Raw genomic sequence first — 21,509 nt, 5'->3', positions numbered from 1 at the left:
ATTAAAGCTGACCCAGCACCGGCGTGCTCACCCGCACATCGGCGTTCTGCCCTCGGTGACGCAGCAGGTGGTCCATCAGCACGATGGCCATCATCGCTTCGGCAATCGGTGTGGCACGGATGCCGACACACGGGTCGTGGCGACCCTTGGTGATGACCTCGACCGGGTTGCCATGGATGTCGATGGAGCGGCCCGGCGTGGTGATGCTCGAGGTTGGCTTCAACGCCAGGTGAGCGACGATTGGCTGACCGGAGGAAATACCGCCGAGAATGCCGCCAGCATTGTTGCTGAGGAAACCTTCCGGGGTCATTTCGTCACGATGTTCGGTGCCGCGCTGGGCGACGCTGGCGAAACCGGCGCCGATCTCAACGCCCTTGACCGCGTTGATGCTCATCAGCGCATGGGCCAGCTCCGCGTCGAGGCGGTCGAAAATCGGCTCGCCGAGGCCCGGCATCACACCTTCGGCCACCACGGTGATTTTCGCGCCGACCGAATCCTGGTCGCGACGCAGCTGGTCCATATAGGCTTCCAGCTCAGGCACTTTGTCCGGGTCCGGGCTGAAGAACGCGTTCTCTTCCACCGAATCCCAGGTCTTGAACGGGATTTCGATCGGTCCGAGCTGGCTCATGTAGCCGCGAATGACGATGCCCTGGCTGGCCAGGTACTTCTTCGCAATCGCACCGGCCGCCACGCGCATCGCGGTTTCACGGGCCGAACTGCGGCCGCCGCCGCGATAATCGCGCTCGCCGTATTTGTGATGGTAGGTGTAGTCGGCGTGGGCCGGGCGGAACAGATCCTTGATCGCCGAGTAGTCCTTGGACTTCTGGTCGGTGTTGCGGATCAGCAGGCCAATGGCGCAACCGGTGGTGCGACCTTCGAACACACCCGAAAGGATTTCGACTTCGTCGGCTTCCTGGCGCTGGGTGGTGTGACGGCTGGTGCCGGGCTTGCGGCGATCCAGGTCGCGCTGCAGATCCTCAAGGGAGATCTCCAGGCCCGGCGGACAGCCATCGACAATGGCGACCAACGCCGGACCATGGCTTTCGCCCGCGGTGGTGACAGTGAATAGCTTGCCGTAGGTATTGCCGGACATGCAGGACGCTCCGTGAAATGAACCTGAATACGTAATGCGCGCCAGTATACGCAGGCAACCCAAGTAGTTCATCCTCGAACCTTATGGGTGCCTGCGAGTCCAACCGGCACCTTGATCATGATGGCGTGATGATGCTGCGAGTTATAGCCTTGAGCCTTACCCTGATTTCCGGCTTCGCCCAGGCGACAGTCCTGCAACGACCGATCACATTGGATACCGGCGCAGGTGAGCTTTTCGGCTCGCTGTTGCTGCCCAAGTCCGACAACCCGGTACCGGTTGTCCTGCTGATTTCCGGCTCCGGTCCTACGGATCGCGACGGAAACAACACCGACGGCGGACGCAACGACAGTCTCAAACGGCTGGCCTGGGTGCTGGCCAAACACAACATTGCCAGCGTGCGTTATGACAAACGCGGCGTCGCGGCGAGCCTGGCGGCGACCCCGGACGAACGTAACCTGTCAATCGAAGCCTATGTGGCCGACGCCGAAGCCTGGGGGCGCAAGCTCAAATCCGATCCGCGCTTCGGCCAGTTGATTCTGCTCGGGCACAGCGAAGGGGCCTTGATCGCCAGCCTCGCTGCACCGAGCGTCGATGCGGCGGGGGTGATTTCCTTGTCCGGCAGCGCCCGCCCCGTCGATGAGGTCATTCGTCAGCAGTTGAGCAATCGCCTGCCGCCCCCGCTGATGTTGCGCAGCAATGAATTGCTCGACAGCCTCAAAGCCGGGAAAACCGACCAAAACGTCCCGCCGCAGCTACAAGTGATTTTCCGTCCGAGCGTGCAGCCCTACCTGATTTCATTGTTCCGCCAGGACCCGGCCGCCGCGTTCGCCAAGCTGAAAATGCCGGCGCTGATCATTCAGGGCAGCAACGACATCCAGGTCGGCGTCAATGACGCGCGGCTGCTCAAGGCGGCAAAACCGGATGCCGAACTGGTGTTGATCGAAGGCATGAACCACGTCCTGCGGATCGTGCCCAACGACGTCAAACGCCAATTGGCCTCTTATAAAGATCCGAATTTGCCATTGGCGGCGGAGCTGGGCACACGGATCATCGGATTTATTGACGGACTTCGCTCCAGTTAAGCTCTATTTACCCTCCAGTCCTGGGAAAAACGGCCGATAAGTCTTTGTCGCCAGCACACACGCTGGCGGCAAGCAGAGCTTGGACAGGACTCGCCGCTATGACTGATACCCAGACCTCACCCGACACCACCGCTGAAAAAGACGCACCGCCAGCGGTCGAGCTGCCCTGGGCGGATGTTCAGGCCGAGCACCACAAGATGCTCCGTCTGGCGCCCCTGCAGACCGATCGCAACACCGGCGGACGGCCTTTGCGCTTTGTCGAATTCGGCTACGCCGAGCGCAACGACAAGGAACGCAGCCTGATGCGCATGAGCATCAACCTTCCCGGCCAGCGTGTGCGCAAGGAACAGAATCATCTGGACGTCTGGGTCGATCACGTGGAAAAACGCGTGCATTTCGGGCCGGACAGCGGTCTGCAGATTGAACCGATGAACCGTGGCATCGGCCGATTCATGGCGGCCCAGGGCATTGTTTGGGCGAAGAAGCGCTGGTCCGGCTACACCGTCGACGGCTCCGACCTGAACAACAAGGATGCGTTGAACGAAGACACGCGCCTGCGCCGCGATCACTTTTTGCGTGTGCACGGTTTCGACGTGGTCTACGCCGACGCCCAGCATTTGAAGGGCAGCGTCAAGGACGTGAAGGTCGGCGACCTGCTGACGGACTGGAACAGCGAAAAACTGCAGGTTGTGGAAATTCTCGAAGCGGCGCAGATGCTCCAGCAAGCCGAGCAGAACCTGGCCGAACAGGAAGTCAAACTCAAGAAGCACGAAGAGAAAGTCAGCAAGTACAAGCGCGAAGACGCCGGACTGCGCTTCACCATTACCTGCCTGGTGGCGTTTGCGGTGTTTCAGGCCGGGCTGCTGATCTGGATCGCCACGCACCGATAACCGGTGTTGATCGTTCCCGCTCAGTGCTTGCGCAACCACTCGATGAACAGCGCAAACAGCTCCGACTGAGAGCCGACCTCCAACTTCAGGTACAGGTTCTTGCGGTGCATGCGCACGGTTTCCGGCGAGATGTTCAACTGGCTCGCCGTGGACTTCACCGAGTGCCCGCGAAGGACCATGTGCGCGACTTCCCGCTCGCGTTCGGTCAGCAAATCACAACCGAACTGCTCGAACGCCGCCTGCACCCGGTGTTTGAGATCGCCGCCCTCCCCGATTGCCTGCTGGCCTTGCAGCGCCTCGTTGCGCTGTAAGCCCCGACGCCCGAACTCGCTCACGAACTCCCGCACCAAGGGCTCGACCGCCCGCAGCAGATTCAACTGCTCGGCCCGCAGGATTTCCCCGCCGAAGCCCTGGAACAGGCTGACCGAGATCTGGCTGTCATGGCCGGTATCGACCAGGTAGAAACTGTCTTCGGAGCTGCCGGCCTTCAGGTAGTAAGTCTTGTAGTACTCGCTGTCGAAGAAGTTGTCCGGGGCGATTTCTTCCAGGTGGTAGAACCCTTGCGCCAGCCCCTGCTCGACCGCCAGGCAGAACGGATCGAGCAAGTAGCCCCCGGTAAAATAACGGTCGATGATCGAGTCGCGGTACTGCTCGGCAATGCCGCGCTGATACAGCAATTGCGGCGGCCGATCCTTGTGCTCAAGGCTGATCATCACCGATTCGATGCCCACCAGATGCCCGAACGCCGACGCCAGGTGGCGCAGGGCGTCGGGTTCATCGATGTGGGCGAAGGCTTCGCGCATGTCGCCGTGCCAGCGGTGCAAGGCGCCAAAGGTCAGGGCTACCAACGTATCGTCTTGTGCTTTGCTCATGCCCCGCAGTCTAGCGGGTGAGCCGGCCCTTGGTAACCGTGCGCCAGGCAAAGTCATTGCCCGCCGTACTGACCGCTGGCCTGAAGTTCGGCCGCCACTTCCAGGATGCACTGGCGCAGGATCTCGACGATTTCATCGACCTGGACAAACGTCAAAATCAGCGGCGGCGACATCACGTTGAGGTGCAGAATCGGCCGCACCAGCAAGCCCCGGGCCTGTGCCCGCACGTGAATTTTCTCGCCGATGTTGATCTCGTCGGCAAACAGCGCCTTGGTGCGTTTATCGGCGACGAACTCTACGCAGGCCATGAGTTTCTTGCAGCGCACGTCACCCACCAGCGGCAGGTCCCGCAGGGTCGCCAGGCGTTCTTCGAGGTAGGCGCCTACGGTGTCGACATGGGCCAGCAGGTTTTCCCGCTCGATGATTTCGATGTTCTTCAGCGCCGCGGTGCAGCACACCGGATGGCCACTGTAGGTGAAACCGTGGGTGAAGCAGCGGCCCTTGCCCGGTTCGGCTATGACTTTCCAGATGCGGTCGGAAAAGATGCAGGCGCCCAGCGGCAGGTAAGCCGAGGTCAGGCCCTTGGCCGTGGTGATGATGTCGGGCTGCACGTCGAACACGTCATACGAGGCGAAGAATTTGCCCAGGCGTCCGAACGAGGTCACCACTTCGTCGGCGACGAACAGAATGTCGTAGCGCTGGCAGACGTCCCACATGCGCTTGAGATAACCCTGGGGCGGAATGATCACCCCGCCCGAGCCCATGATCGGTTCGGCGAAGAAGCCGGCGACCTTGTCCGCGCCAATCGACAGGATCTTGTCTTCGAACTCCTTGACCAGGAACTCGAGAAACTGCGCCTCGTCCATGCCGTCCGGGGCGCGGTACGGATTCGGGTTGGAGACGTGGTGGATCAACGGGTTGGCGTAATCGAACTCCGGCACCCGGTCGGCGGCCTTGTTGCCAATCGACATGGTCAGCGTGGTCGAGCCGTGATAGGCGTTGAAGCGCGCGATGACGTGCTTCTTTTCCGGTTTGCCGCGGCAGTTCTGGTAGTACTGGATCAACCGGTACGCGGTGTCCACCGCGGTGGAGCCGCCGGTGGTGAGGAACACATGATCGAGGTCGCCGGGGGCCAGGCTGGCGAGTTTCTCGCACAACTGGATCGCAACGTTGTTCGACATGTCGGAAAACGGATTCGAGTAGGCCAGTTGCCGCACCTGATCGGCGATGGCCTCGGCCATTTCTTCACGGCCCAGGCCGATATTGGTGCACCACATCCCGCCCACGGCGTCGAGAAAGCGGTTGCCCTGGCTGTCATAGATGTAGGCGCCGTCGCCAGCGACGATGTTCAGCGAGCCTTGTTCGGCGTGCTCGTCGAACACGTGGTAGCCGTGCATGTGATGAGCCTTGTCGGCCTTGACCAGCCGGGACTCGTCCGCCGGCGAAAGAACGGTGCGTGTTGGCGTCGCCATAAGTAAACCTCTAACCGAATTGACTAACGATCGAACAAATCAGATCCCGCTTTTTACCGTGCTCCAGACCCGGGTCATGGCGCGCATGTCCTTGGCGTCCTGGGTCTTCTGCGGAAACAGGCGTTCGCGGGTTTGCGCATCGGGGTAAATGGCCGGGTTGTTGCGCACGTCGGCATTCAACAAGGGCGTGGCTGCCGCGTTGCTGTTGGCGTAATTGATGTAGTCACTGACGTCGGCCATCACCTGCGGCTGCATCAGGTATTCCAGAAACTTGTGAGCGTTGGCGACGTGGGGCGCGTCGGCCGGGATGTAAAGGTTGTCGAACCAGATCAGCGAGCCTTCCTTGGGAATGAAGTACGCAAGGTCGATCTTTTTCTTCGCTTCTGCGGCGCGGGCCATGGCGGTGGCGTAGTCGCCGGACCAGGTCATGGCCATGCACACATCGCCATTGGGCAGGCTGGTCAGGTAATTGACCGAGTCGAATTTGCGGATGAACGGCCTGACCGACAGCAACAATTCCTGCGCGGCTTTCAGGTCCGCCGGGGCGGCGCTGCTCGGATCACGTCCCAGATACTTCAGGGCCATGGGAATGACTTCGGTCGGCGCATCAAGCAAGGTCACGCCACAATCGGCGAAGCGCGAGATGATCTTCGGATCGAAAATCATCGCCAGCGAGCCGATCGGCGCGTCCGGCATGCGTTCCTTGATCTTGTCGACGTTGTAAGTGACGCCGTTACTGCCCCAGGTGTACGGCGCCGAGTACGTGGTGCCCGGATCGAACCCTTGCAAATCCTCCAGGACTTTCGGGTCCAGGTTGGTCCAGCCCGGCAGCTGTTTCTTGTCCAGCGGCTGGAACACCTTGGCCTTGATTAACGGAGGCGCGAGGGACGCGTTCAACACAATCAAGTCATAGCCGGAGTGGCCGGTCAGCAACTTGGCCTGCACCGTTTCGTACGCATCAAAGGTGTCGTAGATGACTTTGATGCCGGTGGCCTTCTCAAAATCCGCCAGGGTATTTTCACCAATGTAATCCGCCCAGTTGTACAGCCGCAGCGTATTGGCGTCGTTCACCTCGGCGGCGTAGGCGTTGAGGGTCAGCGGTACAACAAACAGACTGGAAATCACCTTAAGCAGTGTCTTGCCCATAGCAAATGCACCTTATCAAGCGAGTTCGGCTCTGGATGAGCGGATGTGCTCACTATTGGTGGATTCGCTGGGCGGCACCATACCCCGAATGGGTGTGTGCCCTGTTTTGTGCAGCGGCATGGCAAAAAGCGGCAGTGCAGTTGACCCGTTTAGCCATAGATCCCGGCTTTGCCGGGCGCTTAAAGTGGCGGCCTGATTCGACCACCCTGGGCATTCGATGACTGACCTGATCAAACACGAGCAATGTGACGGCGTTCTGACGCTGACGCTTGACCGTCCCGACAAGCTCAATGCGCTGAACAACGCCATGTACACGCAGCTGGCCGATCTGTTGCTGGCCGCTGACGAAGACGAGCAGACGGGTGTGATCATCCTCACGGGCGGCCCGAGCTGTTTTACCAGTGGCAATGACCTGGTGGATTTTCTCCAGCATCCGCCGACGCATCTGGACAGCCCGGCGTTCCGTCTGATGAAGGTGGTCACCCGTCTGCAAAAACCGCTGATTGCCGCGGTGTGCGGGGCGGCCGTCGGTATCGGCACTACACTGCTGCTGCATTGCGATCAGGTGTTGGTCACCCGTAACGCCAAACTGCGCATGCCATTCGTCAACCTGGGCCTGTGCCCTGAATTCGGCGCCAGCCTGCTGCTGCCCCGTCGACTCGGCCACGCCCGCGCCGCACGTCTGCTGTTGCTGGGCGATAGCCTTGATGGCAACGAAGCGGTGGCACTGGGCCTGGCCAATGAGGCCTTCGACGACGGCGTACAATGCCTGGCGGCGGCGACAAAAATTGCCCAACGCTTTCTGGCGATGCCCCAGCAAGCCTTGCGCCAATCGCGACAACTGATGAAACAGGCGTCCCTGGAAGAACTGGAAGCCACCCTGCGCGAAGAAAACCTGCTGTTTATCGCGCGCCTGAATACCGATGAGGCCAAAACGGCCTTGAACGCCTTGCTCAATCGCAGCACAGAAAAGCATTCACCGAGAGGAAACCAGCCATGAACACCCCGGAAATCTACGTCGTCAGCGCCGCCCGTACCGCCATCGGTACTTTCGGTGGTTCGCTCAAGGACGTGCCACTGGCCGACCTGGCAACCACGGCTGTAAAAGCCGCCCTGCAAAAGGCTGCCGTGGACCCGGCGCTCGTTGGCCATCTGGTGATGGGCAATGTGATCGCGACCGAAACCCGCGACGCCTACATCTCCCGCGTTGCCGCGATGAACGCCGGCATCCCGAAAGAAACCCCGGCCTACAACGTCAACCGCCTCTGCGGTTCGGGCCTGCAAGCCATCATTAACGCCGCGCAGACGCTGATGCTCGGCGATGCCGACATCGTCGTCGGCGCCGGTGCCGAATCCATGAGCCGTGGCCCGTACCTGATGCCGGCCGCCCGTTGGGGTTCGCGCATGGGTAACGCCCAAGTCATCGACTACATGCTCGGCATCCTGCATGACCCGTTCCATGGCATCCACATGGGCATCACTGCCGAAAACGTCGCAGCACGCAACGGCATCACCCGCGAAATGCAGGACGCCCTGGCGTTTGAAGATCAGCAACGTGCGGCCCACGCGATTGCCAACGGCTACTTCAGCGAGCAGATCGCGACCGTGGAAATCCAGGATCGCAAAGGCGTCAAACTGTTCAACGTCGACGAGCACCCACGCGCCACGTCCCTGGAACAACTGGCGGGCATGAAGCCTGCGTTCAAGAAGGACGGCTCGGTCACCGCCGGCAACGCTTCGGGTCTGAACGACGGCGCCGCCGCGCTGGTCATGGCCACCGGTGCTGCGGTTCAGGGCAACAACCTGAAACCACTCGCTCGTCTGGTCAGCTACGCCCACGCGGGCGTTGAGCCTGAGCTGATGGGCCTGGGCCCGATCCCGGCCACCCGCCTGGCGCTCAAGCGCGCCGGTCTGACCGTCGCCGACCTGGACGTGATCGAAGCCAACATCGCCTTCGCCGCCCAGGCCTGCGCCGTCAGCCAGGAACTGGACCTCGACCCGGCCAAGGTCAACCCGAACGGTTCGGGCATCGCCCTGGGCCACCCGGTCGGCGCAACCGGCGCAATCATCGCCACCAAAGCCATCCACGAACTGCATCGCACTGGCGGCCGTTACGCGCTGGTGACCATGTGCATCGGTGGCGGCCAAGGCATCGCCGCGATTTTCGAACGCGTTTAACCCATCAGGTTAACGCGAACCTTGTGGCGAGGGAGCTTGCTCCCGCTGGACTGCGCAGCAGGCCCTGCTTTTCAGGTGAAGAGCCGGGGCCGCTTCGCGACCCAGCGGGAGCAAGCTCCCTCGCCACACTTGATCACCTAAAGATTCATGCTCCGGCAGTTCCCCCTCTTCTCTCGGCCCACACCTGATGACCGGCAACAAAAAACAATTGCCACTAAATATTACCTGCGTCATATTACAGTCGTAATCAAAACTGATTCCGACAGGTAATCCCCATGACCAGCATGCCCACCGTTGAACCTGATCTGGCCTCCCCGGTGAAGCCCGCAAAACCACCGCTGCACAAACGCCTGCTGCTGCCGACACTGGGTATCGCGGCATTGGTGCTGGCCGGTGTGTACGGCACGCACTGGTGGACGGCCGGGCGTTTCATCGAAGAAACCGACGATGCCTACATCGGTGGCGACGTGACGGTAATCGGGCCCAAAGTCGCGGGTTACATCGATGAAGTGCTGGTGAGCGACAACCAGAAGGTCAAGGCCGGTGACGTGTTGATCCGCCTCGATGCGCGAGACTATCGCGCACACCTCGCCAAGGCAGAAGGCGCCGTCGCGGCCGAAGAGGCGTTGCTCGCCAACCTCGACGCAACCGAACAACTGCAACAAGCCGTCATCGGCCAGGCCCGGGCCGGCATTGATGCCGCCGGGGCTGAAACCTCCCGTTCCCGGGACGACGATGCGCGTTACAAAAAACTGGTCACCACCAACGCCGTCTCGGTGGAAAGCGCGCAACGGGCCAACGCCACGTTCAAGACCGCACAGGCCCAAAGCAACCGCGCCCAAGCCGAACTGCTGGCCGCGCAACGCCAGTTGAACGTGATCGCCACTCAAAAACAGCAGGCCCGCGCGGCGTTGACTCAAGCAAAAGCCGAACGCGATCTGGCGCAATTGAATGTCGACTTCACCGAACTGCGGGCACCGGTCGATGGCGTGATCGGCAACCGTCGGGCGCGGGTCGGCGCCTACGCCCAGGCCGGGTCGCAATTGCTCTCGGTGGTGCCGGCCAGCGGTTTGTGGGTCGACGCCAACTTCAAGGAAGACCAACTGGCGCACATGATCCCGGGGCAACGGGTGGTGATTCATGCCGACGTGCTCTCGGGGCAGGAATTCCACGGTCATCTGGACAGCCTCGCCCCCGCCAGCGGTTCGCAATTCAGTGTGCTGCCGCCGGAAAACGCCACCGGCAACTTCACCAAGATCGTGCAACGGGTGCCGGTGCGCATTCACCTCGATCCGGCCGACAGCCTGCTCGGTCACCTGCGGCCCGGCCTGTCGGTGACCGCTGAAGTCGACACTCGCAAGGCACCTGAAACCCCTTCCGTGGCCAGCGCACCATGAACCGCGCCCTCGCCGTCCCGGCGCAGCCGTTCGATGCGGCGAGCATGGCGACCGGGACCAAAGTCTTTGCCTTCGCCACCATGTGCATCGGCATGTTCATTGCGCTGCTGGATATCCAGATTGTCTCGGCGTCATTGCGCGACATCGGCGGCGGGCTGTCTGCCGGCACTGACGAAACCGCTTGGGTGCAGACCAGCTACCTGATCGCCGAAATCATCGTGATTCCGCTGTCCGGTTGGCTGTCCCGGGTATTTTCCACACGCTGGCTGTTTTGCGCGTCGGCGGTGGGTTTCACCCTGACCAGCCTGTTGTGCGGCGCCGCCTGGAACATCCAGAGCATGATTGCCTTTCGCGCCCTGCAAGGCTTTCTCGGCGGCTCGATGATTCCGCTGGTGTTCACCACGGCATTCTTTTTCTTCACCGGTAAGCAACGGGTGATTGCTGCCGCGACTATCGGCGCAGTGGCTTCGCTGGCGCCGACCCTCGGCCCGGTGATCGGCGGCTGGATCACTGACATCTCGTCCTGGCACTGGCTGTTCTACATCAACCTCGTCCCAGGGATTTTCGTCGCGGTGGCCGTGCCGATGCTGGTGAAAATCGATCAACCGGAGTTGTCACTGCTCAAAGGTGCGGACTACTTGAGCATGGTGTTTCTGGCGCTGTTCCTCGGCTGCCTGGAATACACCCTCGAAGAAGGCCCGCGCTGGAACTGGTTCAGTGACCACACGATTGTGACCACGGCGTGGATCAGCGGCCTCGCTGGGCTGGCGTTCATCGGCCGGACCTTGCACGTGGCCAACCCGATTGTCGATCTGCGGGCCTTGAAGGATCGCAACTTCGCCCTCGGTTGTTTCTTCTCGTTTGTCACCGGCATCGGCCTGTTCGCCACCATTTACCTGACGCCGCTGTTCCTCGGCCGGGTGCGTGGCTATGGCGCGCTGGACATTGGCCTGGCGGTTTTCTCCACCGGGGTGTTCCAGATCATGGCGATTCCGCTGTATGCCTTTCTGGCCAACCGCGTGGATCTGCGCTGGATCATGATGACCGGCCTTGGGTTGTTCGCGTTGTCGATGTGGGATTTCAGCCCGATCACCCATGACTGGGGGGCCAAAGAACTCATGCTGCCGCAAGCCTTGCGTGGCATTGCCCAGCAATTGGCGGTGCCGCCAGCGGTGACCCTGACCCTCGGCGGCCTGGCACCGGCGCGGCTCAAACATGCGTCGGGCCTGTTCAACCTGATGCGCAATCTGGGTGGCGCCATTGGCATCGCCGCGTGCGCGACCATTCTCAATGACCGCACCAACCTGCATTTCACGCGGCTGGCGGAAAACCTCAACAGCACCAACGAAGCACTCAACCAATGGCTGTCCCAGGTCGGCAACAACTTCGCCGCCCTCGGCCAGGGCGGCGACGTCGGCGTCACTGCCGCCCTGCATCACCTGTGGCTGCTGACTTATCGCGAAGCGCAGACACAAACCTACGGCGACGCGTTTCTGATGATCATGGTCTGCTTCATCATCGCCACGGCCATGGTGCCGCTGATGCGCAAGGTACAACCTCCAGCCGCGCCGAGTGCCGATGCTCATTGAACCTCGGCCCCCTTGTCGACATCAGGCCTGAGGGGTTTTGCGGAAACCGACGGCCAGACGGTTCCAGCTGTTGATGGTGTTGATCGCCACGGTCAGATCGACCATTTCCTTGGGCGTGAACTGGGCGCTGACCACTTCGTAGTCTTCGTCCGGCGCATGGGTCAGGCTCAGTTGGGTCAGGGATTCGGTCCAGAGCAGCGCAGCACGTTCGCGGTCGCTGAAGAACGGAGCCTCGCGCCACGCCGTTACGGCGAACAGGCGACGCGGGGTTTCGCCACCCTTGATTGCGTCGCTGGTGTGCATGTCGATGCAGAAGGCGCAGCCGTTGATCTGCGAAGCCCGCAGCTTGACCAGTTCGATCAGGTTTTTTTCCAGCGGCAGCTTCGACACTGCGGTTTCCAACGCGATCATCGCTTTGAGGGCATCAGGGGACGCGGTGTAGAAATCGATACGCGGTTGCATGGTCTGCTCCAGGGCAAGTGGGTGTGTGACTACGTTAGCCCCCCGCCCCGGTTGCACAAATAGCCAATATTCCAGAAGTCGAGGAGGCCATTGGGTTTTGCTCACTGCCGTCAGCGCGAGCACAGGGAAACGCGGTCAAATGTGGGAGCGATCCGCGCAGCGGCCATTCACCAGCAAATTCAGACCCGATTGCGCAGCCACTGCAAAAAGCCTTTTTTCTCCACCATCGCCGGCAAATCCTGAGTCAGGGTTTTCGCTTTGTGCAACCGGTAATCGAGCAAGGTTTTCATCGCATCGCCGATGTCGTGACGGGCATCCAGGCATGGCTTGAGGTACGACTTTTCGATGCGGTACAAGCCACAAAAGGTCTTGGCGGTAAACTGCGCGGGCACCGAACTGTCGTCCAGGATGCCGGCCTCGCCAATCACTTCACCCGGCCCCATGCGCCCGGATTCGAAAGGTTCACCGTGCCGGGTCAGCGTCACCGTCACCACCCCCGACTCGATGATGAACAAGTGATCACTGACCTCCCCCGCCTCCAGGATCGTTTCGCCGGCACGAAAGGTTTGCAGCGACATGTTCTGGCTGAAGGTGTCTTTTTCTTCCTGGCGCAACGTAGAGAAAATCGGCGAACTGTCGAGCAGTGCCCGGGGCCGCGACAGGCTGCCCGACAGCGTGGGCTCGACGCTCGACAACAGGTTGACCCCGGAGGCCTGCAAGTGCCGGTACGCCAGGTCGAACAGCTGATTACGCACCGTGCGTTTCTCGTTCATTGATGCGACAAACCCGCTGATTTCGTATTCCACACCCGTGCTGCTGGAGCTTTTCAGGGCGACGTTCGGTGCGGGCGTATCCAACAGAAAACGGCAACCTTGCATGGCGCGCTCAAGGGCATCGATCACCGTATTCGGCCGCGCATGGGGGCTCACTTGAAGGGTGATGGAAACACCAAACATATCGCTCGGGCGGCTGAAGTTGATGATCTTGGCCTTGGCGGCCAATGAGTTGGGGATCACCGCCAGGCTGCCCTGGGCGGTTTGCAGGCGCGTGGCTCGCCAGTCGATGTCGGTGACCCGGCCTTCGGTGCCGTCGATGGAGATCCAGTCATCCAGTTGATAGGGTTTGGTGGTATTCAGGACGATGCCGGAAAACACGTCGCTGAGGGTGCTCTGCAAGGCCAGGCCGACGATGATCGCCAATGCGCCGGAGGTCGCCAGCACGCCTTTGACCGGCAGTTCGAGCACGTACGCCAGCGCGGCGATGACTGCAATCAGGAAAATCACCGCGCCGAGCAAATCCTGGAGCAGCCGCCCGGTGTGCCCGACCCGTTGCATCATCACGGCGCCGATCAACACGGTCAGGGTCCGCGCGCCGAACAACCACCAGCCGATCTGCAAACCGGTGGCCGCCAAATGCAGGGGCACGTTGTCAGGCCACGGCGCGGGCTCCAGCGGATTGAGGCCCTCGTTGAACAGCAGAAAACTGAACAGCGCAAAAATCACCACCCGCACCAACAGCCGCCAGGCACTGCCCGTCGCACTGAGCAAGCGCCACAAACCCAGGTCGATCAGGATCAGCAACATCGCGCAGATCAGCGGGTGTTCGGTGAGCAATGACAGCATCAAGCAACTCCAGCAAAGGCCAATGACGGGGAAATCGAACAGATTGGCCATAGTGTAGGAGCAATTGATTCGGCGGGATTCGGCAAGCATCACAAAAACAAATGTGGGAGCGAGCCTTGCTCGCGAAGACGGCCTGACAGTCACTGCAACAGTGTCTGTTCTACCGTCATCGCGAGCAGGCTCACTCCCACAGGGGAACGTGTGTTGGCTGGATTACTTGTTGTTGGCCAGTGTGTTGTAGCTGGTCATCAGGTTGCGATAATCCGGGATGTGGTTGGAGAACAAGGTCCCCAGCCCTTCAACGTCGTTGCGCCAGTCGCGGTGCAGTTCACAGGCCAGGCCGAACCAGGTCATCAGTTGCGCGCCCTGAGCGGTCATGCGGCTCCACGCCGATTCCCGGGTCAGTTCGTTGAAGGTGCCTGACGCGTCGGTAACCACGAACACCTCAAAACCTTCGGCCAGGGCCGAGAGGGCCGGGAACGCCACGCACACCTCCGTTACCACACCGGCGATGATGAGTTGCTTCTTGCCGGTGGCCTTGATCGCCTTGACGAAATCTTCGTTGTCCCAGGCGTTGATCTGCCCCGGGCGAGCGATGTACGGCGCGTCCGGAAAGAGAGCCTTGAGCTCCGGCACCAGCGGGCCGTTGGGGCCGGTTTCGAAACTGGTGGTGAGGATGGTCGGCAGCTTGAAGTACTTGGCCAGGTCGGCCAGGGCCAGCACGTTATTCTTGAAACGATCCGGGTCGATGTCGCGCACCAGCGACAGCAGGCCCGCCTGATGATCAACCATCAAAACCGCGGCGTTATCCTTGTCGAGACGCTTGTAGGAAGTGGTCATTGCAGTAGTCCTCGCGTGTTATCGATGCCGAATGGAAGTCGGCGTGGGGATTTCGATCAGCGCTGCGAATCCAGCACTTCGTGTTCGTTCGCCACTTGCTGAGCCTTGAGGTAGCTTTCGATCAGCAATTGATAGTGCGGCATGGCCTGGGCGTAGACGGCGGCCCACTCTTCAGCATCCGGACGGTTCCAGGAACCTTGCAACTCGGAAAGCGTAGCCATGATATCGATCGGCACAACTCCGGCCTGAGCCAAACGCGCGATTGTCAGATCAGTGGCCAGTTTCGAGTGATTGCCCGATGCGTCGACCACAGCAAACACTTTGTAGCCTTCATGCACCGCCGCGATGGACGGGAATGCCAGACAAACGCTGGTCAGGGTGCCGGCGATCACCAGGGTTTTCTTGCCGGTGGCTTTGACGGCGGCGTGAAACTCCGGATTGTCCCAGGCGTTGATTTCACCTTTGCGCGCCACGTACTGCGCATGGGGCGCGGCTTCATGGATTTCCGGAATCAACGGCCCGTTCGGCCCTTGCGGTACGGAGGCAGTGGTGATCACCGGCATCTTGAGCAAGGTCGCAGCCTTGGCCAGGGCAATGGCATTGGCGCGCAATTGCGGTACGTCCATGTCCTTGACGATCTGGAACAGTCCGCTCTGGTGATCGATCAACAGCATGGCGCTGTCGTTGGGGTCGATGGTCGGTTTCTGGCCGTTGAAGTTGGCCGCGTTGACGGTGTTCATGAGCGTTTCCTCTTTCGTTTGGGCAACAGCCATCCCTGGCCTGAAAACCGGCCTACTCATCCTGTGTAGCGTCGGGTTATGGAAGGGCTACGGATTAACCGTGCATCTGGCCGAAGCGGCCGGACTGAAAGTCGGCGAAGGCCTGGTGGATTTCCTGCTCGGTGTTCATCACGAACGGACCATGGCCGACGATTGGCTCGTCGATCGGTTCGCCGCTGAGCAGCAACACCACCGCGTCACCATTGGCTTCGAGGGTCAACTGATTGCCATCGCGTTCGAGCAGGGCCAACTGGCCCTCGCGCATCAGTTCCAGCCCATTGACCTGAACCGTGCCGCGCAGCACCACCAAGGCTGTGTTGCGACCTTCGTGCAGGTCCAGTGTCAGCAACTTGCCGCCGTTGAGGCGCAGATCCCAGACGTCAATCGGCGTGAACGTGCGCGACGGGCCGGTATGGCCGTCGAACTCACCGGCGATCAGGCGCAGGCTGCCGGCGTTGTCTTTCAGGGCGATGTTCGGAATGTCGCCATCAAGGATCGTCTGGTAACCGGGCTCGGCCATTTTGTCTTTGGCCGGCAGGTTGACCCACAGTTGCACCATCTCCAGGGTGCCACCGCTTTTGGCGAAATCTTCGGAGTGGAACTCCTCATGCAGGATGCCCGACGCGGCGGTCATCCATTGCACGTCGCCGGGGCCGATCTTGCCGCCACTGCCAGTGGAGTCGCGATGTTCGACTTCACCCTTGTAAACGATAGTCACGGTTTCGAAGCCGCGGTGCGGATGCTGACCAACGCCACGTCGCTCGGTGGTCGGGGTGAATTCAGCGGGGCCGGCGTGATCGAGCAGCAGAAACGGGCTGATGTGCTTGCCCAGGTTGTCGTAGGAAAACAGCGTGCGGACCGGAAAACCGTCGCCGACCCAATGGGTCCGTGGGCTGGTGTAGATACCGATGATGTTTTTCATGGTGTCTCCTGATGAGGTGAGTGAAGCCATGGACAAAGCTTAAAACCGTGACCTTTGATGCGCTAGACTGCAAAAATCAGCTTTAGCGTTCTATCAGAGGAACGATGATGGAAGACCTCAACACCCTCTACTACTTCACCCAAGTGGTGGAACATCACGGTTTCGCGGCGGCCGGGCGGGCACTGGACATGCCCAAATCCAAGCTCAGCCGGCGCATCGCCGAACTCGAAGAGCGCCTCGGCGTGCGCCTGCTGCATCGCACCAGTCGTCATTGCTCGCTGACCGAAATCGGCCAGGCCTATTACCAGCGCTGCCTGGCCATGCGCGTAGAAGCGGAAAGCGCCGCCGAACTGATCGAACGCAACCGCTCCGAGCCCCAGGGCCTGGTGCGCGTCAGTTGCCCGACGGCGCTGCTCAACTCCTGGGTCGGGCCGATGCTGACCCGCTATCTGCTCAAGTACCCGTTGGTGGAGTTGTTCATCGAGAGCACCAATCGCCGGGTCGACCTGATTCACGAAGGCTTCGATCTTGCGTTGCGGGTGCGCTTCCCGCCGCTGGAAAACACCGACATGGTGATGAAGGTCCTGGGCAACAGCACCCAAAGCGTCGTCGGCAGTCCGGCGTTCGCCGAGCGCCTGTCGACCCCGCCGTCGCCGGCCGACCTCAGTGGTTTGCCGAGCCTGCACTGGGGCGCGGCGCAACGTGAATATCAGTGGGAATTGTTCGGCGCCGATGGCAGCACGGCGCTGATCCGTCATGCGCCTAGGATGGTCACCGATGACCTGTTGGCCTTGCGCCATGCGGCCATCGCCGGTATCGGCGTGGTGCACCTGCCGAACGTGGTGGTGCGCGATGAGATCGCCGCCGGGCGACTGGTGGAACTGGTGCCGGGCTGGGCGCCAAAAACCGGCATCATCCATGCGATCTTCCCGTCGCGACGGGGGTTGCTGCCGTCGGTGCGCACGTTGATCGATTTTCTCGGGGATGAATTCAGCCGCAGTGATATTGCATGAGGGCAGCTGCAAGCTTTGAGCTGACCGCGTCGCCACCATCGCTGGCAAGCCAGCTCCCACAGGTAATTGGGTTGTACGCCAATGTCGAGTACATCCAATAACCCTGTGGGAGCAACTGTCTTCACCATGCCACTCGTCAGCGCCATTCAGTACCGTCCCGTAGCATGGCATTCAGTCTGACCAGCCCCAAAGGTATCGCGCCCGTTTGGGACTGAGTTCAATCCTGCTGAAGCCGCCGGTCCAGCCGGGTCATGGCGTGTTGCAACTGATCGACGGCCTCGTCGATCAGTGGCGCCTGATTGTCATTGAGTGCACGTTCCAGTTGCTCGCAGCACTCCACCAGAGCGAGCGCCCGGACCATCAGCGCCCCGCCCTTGATCCGGTGCGCCAGCTCGCGCAAACCGATGCGATTACCACTGGTATGCAAGGCGAGCAGATGAACACGATCCTCGCGGTTGGCCAGCTCCAGGTCGTGCAGCAATTGATCCATGAGTTCACGGTCCGTATCGACAAAGCGATCCAGCCCACTCAAATCGAATACCTCCGGGTCGTCGGTCTGATTCGTCGGTGCGCTGGAAAACTGCTGGGCCAACCATGCCTGCAGATCCATCAAGCGGATAGGTTTGAACAGGCAATCGTCCATGCCCGCCTCCTGGCAGCGGACCTTTTCCTCCCTTTGCGCATTGGCGGTAAACCCGAGGATCAGCGTCGGCGGCAAGCCCTGTCTACGCTCTTCGTCGCGTATCGCACCTGCCAGTTCGTACCCGCTGAGCGCTGGCATGTTGCAGTCGGTAATCACCAGGTCGAACTGATGCTCAAGCCATAGTTCCAGCCCCTGCGCGCCATCTTCCGCCAACATCACGTGGTGCCCCAAATAGCTCAGCTGCCGTGAAAGCAACAAGCGATTGGCTGGATAATCGTCCACCACCAAAATCGTCAATGAGCCCGTCCAGAGCAGAGTTTCCCCTTGGGACAGCTCACTGGCGGGCAGTGTTGGCAAGGTCATCAAATCGAGACTGATGTGCACCTGCGTCCCGTAACCCAGAGCGCTGTCGAGCTGCAATCGCCCGCCCATCATCTCGCACAGGGTTCGGCTGATTACCAGCCCCAGACCGGAACCCTGCCGGACCGACTGTTGGTGGTTGCCCGCCTGCACGAACGGACTGAACAGGCGTTGCTGGTCGAAAGCACTGATACCGACACCGCTGTCGGCAATGTGCACGCTGACGGCCAGATGCGCCGAGGGTCTTGGCTCTACCCGCAAGGTCAGGCTCACCCCGCCTTCATCGGTGAACTTGATCGCGTTGCTCAACAGATTGGACAGCACCTGTTTGAGGCGGGTGGGATCGAGCATCACATCGCAGTCACTTTGCTCGTCGAGTTCGACCCGCCACTGCAGGTTTTTCTGCAACGCCAACCCTTCAAAAACCCGACAGACCGATGCCACCAGTTCACGCAAATTGACCCGTTCCGGTGTCAGCGACAACTGTCCGGATTCGACCCGGGCGATGTCCAGAATGTCGCCGATCAGGGCCAGCAGCTGCTGCCCCGCCTGGGACGCCACCTCGATGGCGGAACGATCCGTCACGCCTTTATCCGCTTGTTTCAGTGCCAGCTCGAGCATGCCGATCAGCGCATTCATCGGGGTGCGGATTTCATGGCTCATGGTCGCCAGAAACGTGGTCTTGGCACGATTGGCATCGTCGGCAGCCTCCTTGGCCTCCTGTAATTGACTGAGCAATAGCTGACGCTGACGAATTTGCCGACGCTGCCAAAAAATCCCCACGAACGCGAGCAGGAGCATGACTCCCGCCACAGCAAACGCCTGAAAAATCGCCTGCCGATGACGCAGCCAATAGCTCTGCTCCACCATCGAGTCATAGCGCCAGGGATGGGTCAGTTCGTCGATTTCATCGGGGGGGATGCTTAACAGCGCCTTGTCCAGGATCGAGTGCAGCTCAGTCGCGTCCCGGCTAGTGGCCAACGTGCTGCGCGCGGGGTCGGTGCCCACCGTACTGGTCACCTGCAGACGATCACGATACTGACGGGCAATCAGGTAACGCGCACTGATCAACGAATTGAGGCCGCCCTGTGCTTCACCTTGGGCGACCATCTCCATGGCATCAATCGTCAGGGGCGCGTCCACCAGCCGGATCAGAGGAAAGTGCTGGCGAATGAACTCACCGGAAATGTTGCCCTGGGTCAGCGCCAGCTCTTTTCCGGCCATGTCGTCCAGCGTCCTGGGGCTGTCCGGTGCCACCCGGGTCACCAGCACCGACGGGCTGTTCAGGAACGAGCGGGTAAACCGCAACTGACCTTCACGCTGCGAACTCAGGCCAATGCCCGCCAGCACATCGACCTGGCCATCCTGGATACCCGCCAACATGTCCGCCACGGACTTCATGCCCTGCAGATCGAATTGCAGCCCGGTGCGCTGGCTGATTTTCGTCAGCACATCAATCACGATCCCCCGAAACTGGCCTTCGCTATCGATGAATGAAATCGGTGGGATGTTGACATTGATCGCCACTTTCACACGCGGGTGTCGATCGAGCCAACGCTGCTCTGCCACGCTCAATTGCAGCGACTGATTACCCGGAATGGACGCTCCGTTCGCCCCCCAGCGGCGAAGGATATTCATTTGTTCATTGGTCGTGACCACCGCCAGCGCCTTGTTGACGATGTGCAACAACTGCGGGTTTTCGCGGCCCATCGCGAATGCAAAACGACCGGACTCCATCGGCGAAAAATCTGCCAGCTGTACATTGCCCAGATAGTTTTTGCTGATCAGGTAATGGGCACTGATGGCATCCCCCAGATAGACATCAGCCTGACCGAACGCCACCGCGCCCATGGCGGCCAGTGTCGATGGGAAGAGTTCCAGCTGCGCGCTGGAATAGAACTGCTGCACGCTGTATTGGGGCAAGTAGTGATAAAGCGTCACCAGCCGTTTGCCGGCCAGCGTCGGGTCCAGAGCCTCGGTTGAGTCTGTGCGGGTGACCAGTACCGGTTGATCGACCGCGTAAGCGCTGGACATCTGCAACTGCGGGTCTTCGGCTTCAAAACGATTGGCCGTTCCCAGCAGGTCAGCCTGCCCTTCCTTGATGGCCTGTACCGCTTCGGCTCGCGACGGGTAGCGTTGAACCTCGATCCTGACGCCCAGCAATTGCTCGAGCAGACCGGCGTAATCGGCGGTGATGCCCTCGAACACCTTGCCAGCGGTATTGAACTCGAAGGGTGGATAGTCCGGGGTAGAGACCGCCAGCACCAATCGTCCCTTTTGCTGCAACCAGCGTGATTCAGTGTCCGTCAGTTTGACGGAAACACCTTCGAGGCTGGAGCGTCCCAGCAGCGCCAGCGAATGCGGTTGCGGTTGCGCCCAGGCAGCCGATGACCACTGCAGAAGGCTCGCCAACACCATGACAGACAGTCGTCGGAATGCGTTCATTCAGATCAGGCCATTGCGCAAGGCAAAGTCCCTCAAATGCACCAGCGACTTCACGTTGATCTTTTCAATCAACCGCGTCTTGTAAGTGCTGACGGTCTTGAAACTCAGGTGCATGATCTCGGCGATTTGCTTGTTGCTCAAGCCTTTGGCCAGGTATTGCAGAATGGTCAATTCACGGTTGGAAAGCAGGTCAATCAACTCTTTCTCACTGCGCTGCAACGCCCCCATCGAAACGAGACTCGATGATAGCTGGACGAAGCAGGTGTAACCGGCCAGCACGGTGTTGATCGCGGCTTTCAGATCATCCAGGTCCTTGCTCTTGGGGACAAAGGCCGCCGCCCCGGCACGCATGCAACGTTCCTGATAAAACCGGGCATCAAGCGAAGTGAAAACCACCACTCGAGAATGAGTCTTTTCGGCCTTGATTCGGTCCAGTACATCCAGCCCGTCCAGGCCAGGCAGGCTTAAATCCAGCAGCACGATATCCGGTCGATGCTCACGTAGCTTCGACATGACCTCATCGCCACGGGTTGCTTCATGGATCTGCTTGAACCCCAGCTCCCTGAGTACGAGTTTGATCATGGAGCAAACCACCGGATGGTCTTCCACAACCAGTGCTGATTTCATGAAAACTCCCTGTGCAAAACACCACGACCGAAAAAATGACGGGCCGCGTAAAGACGCAACGGCTGCGCTGAAACTCT

18 protein-coding genes are annotated in these 21,509 nt (G+C 60.5%); 7 read left to right on the top strand and 11 right to left on the bottom strand.

From position 1 onward, the window contains the following. Position 1: 1 nt before the first annotated feature. Positions 2 to 1,093, bottom strand: coding sequence for a chorismate synthase (gene aroC / locus QYH43_RS10140; protein WP_095059105.1), 1,092 nt, complete (start codon positions 1,091 to 1,093; stop codon positions 2 to 4). Positions 1,094 to 1,176: 83 nt separating this feature from the next. Here aroC and QYH43_RS10135 point away from each other — a divergent pair, with 83 nt between their 5' ends. Next, a complete protein-coding gene (locus QYH43_RS10135) occupies positions 1,177 to 2,175 on the top strand; it encodes an alpha/beta hydrolase (RefSeq protein WP_301156995.1) in 999 nt (332 codons plus the stop codon). Positions 2,176 to 2,273: 98 nt separating this feature from the next. Then, the gene (locus tag QYH43_RS10130; protein ID WP_301156994.1) at positions 2,274 to 3,065 is read left to right on the top strand and encodes a hypothetical protein; all 792 of its coding nucleotides are present in this window, start codon (positions 2,274 to 2,276) and stop codon (positions 3,063 to 3,065) included. Between the two features lie 20 nt (positions 3,066 to 3,085). Here the strand turns inward: QYH43_RS10130 and QYH43_RS10125 are convergent, their stop codons facing one another. From QYH43_RS10125 to QYH43_RS10115, 3 genes are read right to left on the bottom strand one after another with little or no spacing between them, the layout of a single operon-like run. Next, positions 3,086 to 3,937: a helix-turn-helix transcriptional regulator gene (locus QYH43_RS10125; RefSeq protein ID WP_301156993.1), complete on the bottom strand. Its 852-nt coding sequence runs from the start codon at positions 3,935 to 3,937 to the stop codon at positions 3,086 to 3,088. A 53-nt stretch (positions 3,938 to 3,990) separates the two neighbouring features. After that, positions 3,991 to 5,409 (bottom strand): aminotransferase, encoded by a 1,419-nt coding sequence (locus QYH43_RS10120; RefSeq protein WP_301156992.1) that lies wholly within the window; start codon positions 5,407 to 5,409, stop codon positions 3,991 to 3,993. Positions 5,410 to 5,448: 39 nt separating this feature from the next. After that, positions 5,449 to 6,555, bottom strand: coding sequence for a polyamine ABC transporter substrate-binding protein (locus tag QYH43_RS10115; protein WP_301156991.1), 1,107 nt, complete (start codon positions 6,553 to 6,555; stop codon positions 5,449 to 5,451). 217 nt (positions 6,556 to 6,772) lie between these two features. Here QYH43_RS10115 and QYH43_RS10110 point away from each other — a divergent pair, with 217 nt between their 5' ends. The 4 genes from QYH43_RS10110 to QYH43_RS10095 all read left to right on the top strand — a co-directional run bounded on the left by QYH43_RS10110 (position 6,773) and on the right by QYH43_RS10095 (position 11,719). Continuing rightward, on the top strand, positions 6,773 to 7,555 hold the full coding sequence (locus QYH43_RS10110) for an enoyl-CoA hydratase-related protein (RefSeq protein WP_301156990.1): 783 nt from the start codon (positions 6,773 to 6,775) through the stop codon (positions 7,553 to 7,555). Continuing rightward, on the top strand, positions 7,552 to 8,733 hold the full coding sequence (locus QYH43_RS10105) for an acetyl-CoA C-acyltransferase family protein (RefSeq protein WP_095059098.1): 1,182 nt from the start codon (positions 7,552 to 7,554) through the stop codon (positions 8,731 to 8,733). The genes QYH43_RS10110 and QYH43_RS10105 overlap by 4 nt, the downstream gene beginning before the upstream one ends. 275 nt (positions 8,734 to 9,008) lie before the next feature. Next, the gene (locus tag QYH43_RS10100; protein WP_301156989.1) at positions 9,009 to 10,130 is read left to right on the top strand and encodes an HlyD family secretion protein; all 1,122 of its coding nucleotides are present in this window, start codon (positions 9,009 to 9,011) and stop codon (positions 10,128 to 10,130) included. Continuing rightward, positions 10,127 to 11,719, top strand: a complete 1,593-nt coding sequence (locus QYH43_RS10095) for a DHA2 family efflux MFS transporter permease subunit (RefSeq protein ID WP_301156988.1) — start codon at positions 10,127 to 10,129, stop codon at positions 11,717 to 11,719. Before QYH43_RS10100 ends, QYH43_RS10095 begins: the two co-directional genes overlap by 4 nt. A gap of 21 nt (positions 11,720 to 11,740) precedes the next feature. Here QYH43_RS10095 and QYH43_RS10090 read toward each other — a convergent pair whose 3' ends face one another. From QYH43_RS10090 to QYH43_RS10070, 5 genes are all read right to left on the bottom strand, one after another. After that, positions 11,741 to 12,181, bottom strand: coding sequence for a carboxymuconolactone decarboxylase family protein (locus QYH43_RS10090; protein WP_301156987.1), 441 nt, complete (start codon positions 12,179 to 12,181; stop codon positions 11,741 to 11,743). A gap of 179 nt (positions 12,182 to 12,360) precedes the next feature. Continuing rightward, a complete protein-coding gene (locus tag QYH43_RS10085; protein WP_301156986.1) occupies positions 12,361 to 13,803 on the bottom strand; it encodes a mechanosensitive ion channel family protein in 1,443 nt (480 codons plus the stop codon). 213 nt (positions 13,804 to 14,016) lie between these two features. Beyond that, positions 14,017 to 14,643: an isochorismate family cysteine hydrolase YcaC gene (gene ycaC, locus QYH43_RS10080; protein ID WP_095059093.1), complete on the bottom strand. Its 627-nt coding sequence runs from the start codon at positions 14,641 to 14,643 to the stop codon at positions 14,017 to 14,019. Positions 14,644 to 14,699: 56 nt separating this feature from the next. Beyond that, positions 14,700 to 15,383: an isochorismatase family protein gene (locus tag QYH43_RS10075; protein ID WP_095059092.1), complete on the bottom strand. Its 684-nt coding sequence runs from the start codon at positions 15,381 to 15,383 to the stop codon at positions 14,700 to 14,702. Between the two features lie 94 nt (positions 15,384 to 15,477). Then, a complete protein-coding gene (locus QYH43_RS10070) occupies positions 15,478 to 16,344 on the bottom strand; it encodes a pirin family protein (RefSeq protein WP_301156985.1) in 867 nt (288 codons plus the stop codon). Between the two features lie 104 nt (positions 16,345 to 16,448). Here QYH43_RS10070 and QYH43_RS10065 point away from each other — a divergent pair, with 104 nt between their 5' ends. Continuing rightward, positions 16,449 to 17,357, top strand: a complete 909-nt coding sequence (locus QYH43_RS10065; RefSeq protein WP_095059090.1) for a LysR substrate-binding domain-containing protein — start codon at positions 16,449 to 16,451, stop codon at positions 17,355 to 17,357. 217 nt (positions 17,358 to 17,574) lie between these two features. On the opposite strand, the gene QYH43_RS10060 is transcribed toward QYH43_RS10065, so the two are convergent. Both QYH43_RS10060 and QYH43_RS10055 read right to left on the bottom strand, forming a co-directional pair. Next, entirely contained in the window at positions 17,575 to 20,805 is a 3,231-nt protein-coding gene (locus QYH43_RS10060) for a transporter substrate-binding domain-containing protein (protein ID WP_301156984.1), read from the bottom strand. Continuing rightward, positions 20,806 to 21,432 carry a response regulator transcription factor gene (locus QYH43_RS10055; RefSeq protein WP_301156983.1) on the bottom strand — a complete coding sequence of 209 codons (627 nt, stop codon included), beginning with the start codon at positions 21,430 to 21,432 and terminating at the stop codon, positions 20,806 to 20,808. Between the last annotated feature and the right edge of the window lie 77 nt (positions 21,433 to 21,509).

Source organism: Pseudomonas sp. C32 (genome assembly GCF_030417915.1).
In the GTDB taxonomy this organism is placed as follows: Bacteria; Pseudomonadota; Gammaproteobacteria; order Pseudomonadales; family Pseudomonadaceae; genus Aquipseudomonas.
The sequence above is the reverse complement of the archived record's forward strand: the minus strand, read 5'-3'. Positions and strand labels throughout refer to the sequence as shown.

What these genes read in the sequence shown, in the direction of transcription:
- aroC (WP_095059105.1), bottom strand. Translation starts at nt 1,093, where the DNA reads ATGTCCGGCAATACCTACGGCAAGCTATTCACTGTCACCACCGCGGGC.
- QYH43_RS10135 (WP_301156995.1), top strand. Translation starts at nt 1,177, where the DNA reads ATGGGTGCCTGCGAGTCCAACCGGCACCTTGATCATGATGGCGTGATG.
- QYH43_RS10130 (WP_301156994.1), top strand. Translation starts at nt 2,274, where the DNA reads ATGACTGATACCCAGACCTCACCCGACACCACCGCTGAAAAAGACGCA.
- QYH43_RS10125 (WP_301156993.1), bottom strand. Translation starts at nt 3,937, where the DNA reads ATGAGCAAAGCACAAGACGATACGTTGGTAGCCCTGACCTTTGGCGCC.
- QYH43_RS10120 (WP_301156992.1), bottom strand. Translation starts at nt 5,409, where the DNA reads ATGGCGACGCCAACACGCACCGTTCTTTCGCCGGCGGACGAGTCCCGG.
- QYH43_RS10115 (WP_301156991.1), bottom strand. Translation starts at nt 6,555, where the DNA reads ATGGGCAAGACACTGCTTAAGGTGATTTCCAGTCTGTTTGTTGTACCG.
- QYH43_RS10110 (WP_301156990.1), top strand. Translation starts at nt 6,773, where the DNA reads ATGACTGACCTGATCAAACACGAGCAATGTGACGGCGTTCTGACGCTG.
- QYH43_RS10105 (WP_095059098.1), top strand. Translation starts at nt 7,552, where the DNA reads ATGAACACCCCGGAAATCTACGTCGTCAGCGCCGCCCGTACCGCCATC.
- QYH43_RS10100 (WP_301156989.1), top strand. Translation starts at nt 9,009, where the DNA reads ATGACCAGCATGCCCACCGTTGAACCTGATCTGGCCTCCCCGGTGAAG.
- QYH43_RS10095 (WP_301156988.1), top strand. Translation starts at nt 10,127, where the DNA reads ATGAACCGCGCCCTCGCCGTCCCGGCGCAGCCGTTCGATGCGGCGAGC.
- QYH43_RS10090 (WP_301156987.1), bottom strand. Translation starts at nt 12,181, where the DNA reads ATGCAACCGCGTATCGATTTCTACACCGCGTCCCCTGATGCCCTCAAA.
- QYH43_RS10085 (WP_301156986.1), bottom strand. Translation starts at nt 13,803, where the DNA reads ATGCTGTCATTGCTCACCGAACACCCGCTGATCTGCGCGATGTTGCTG.
- ycaC (WP_095059093.1), bottom strand. Translation starts at nt 14,643, where the DNA reads ATGACCACTTCCTACAAGCGTCTCGACAAGGATAACGCCGCGGTTTTG.
- QYH43_RS10075 (WP_095059092.1), bottom strand. Translation starts at nt 15,383, where the DNA reads ATGAACACCGTCAACGCGGCCAACTTCAACGGCCAGAAACCGACCATC.
- QYH43_RS10070 (WP_301156985.1), bottom strand. Translation starts at nt 16,344, where the DNA reads ATGAAAAACATCATCGGTATCTACACCAGCCCACGGACCCATTGGGTC.
- QYH43_RS10065 (WP_095059090.1), top strand. Translation starts at nt 16,449, where the DNA reads ATGATGGAAGACCTCAACACCCTCTACTACTTCACCCAAGTGGTGGAA.
- QYH43_RS10060 (WP_301156984.1), bottom strand. Translation starts at nt 20,805, where the DNA reads ATGAACGCATTCCGACGACTGTCTGTCATGGTGTTGGCGAGCCTTCTG.
- QYH43_RS10055 (WP_301156983.1), bottom strand. Translation starts at nt 21,432, where the DNA reads ATGAAATCAGCACTGGTTGTGGAAGACCATCCGGTGGTTTGCTCCATG.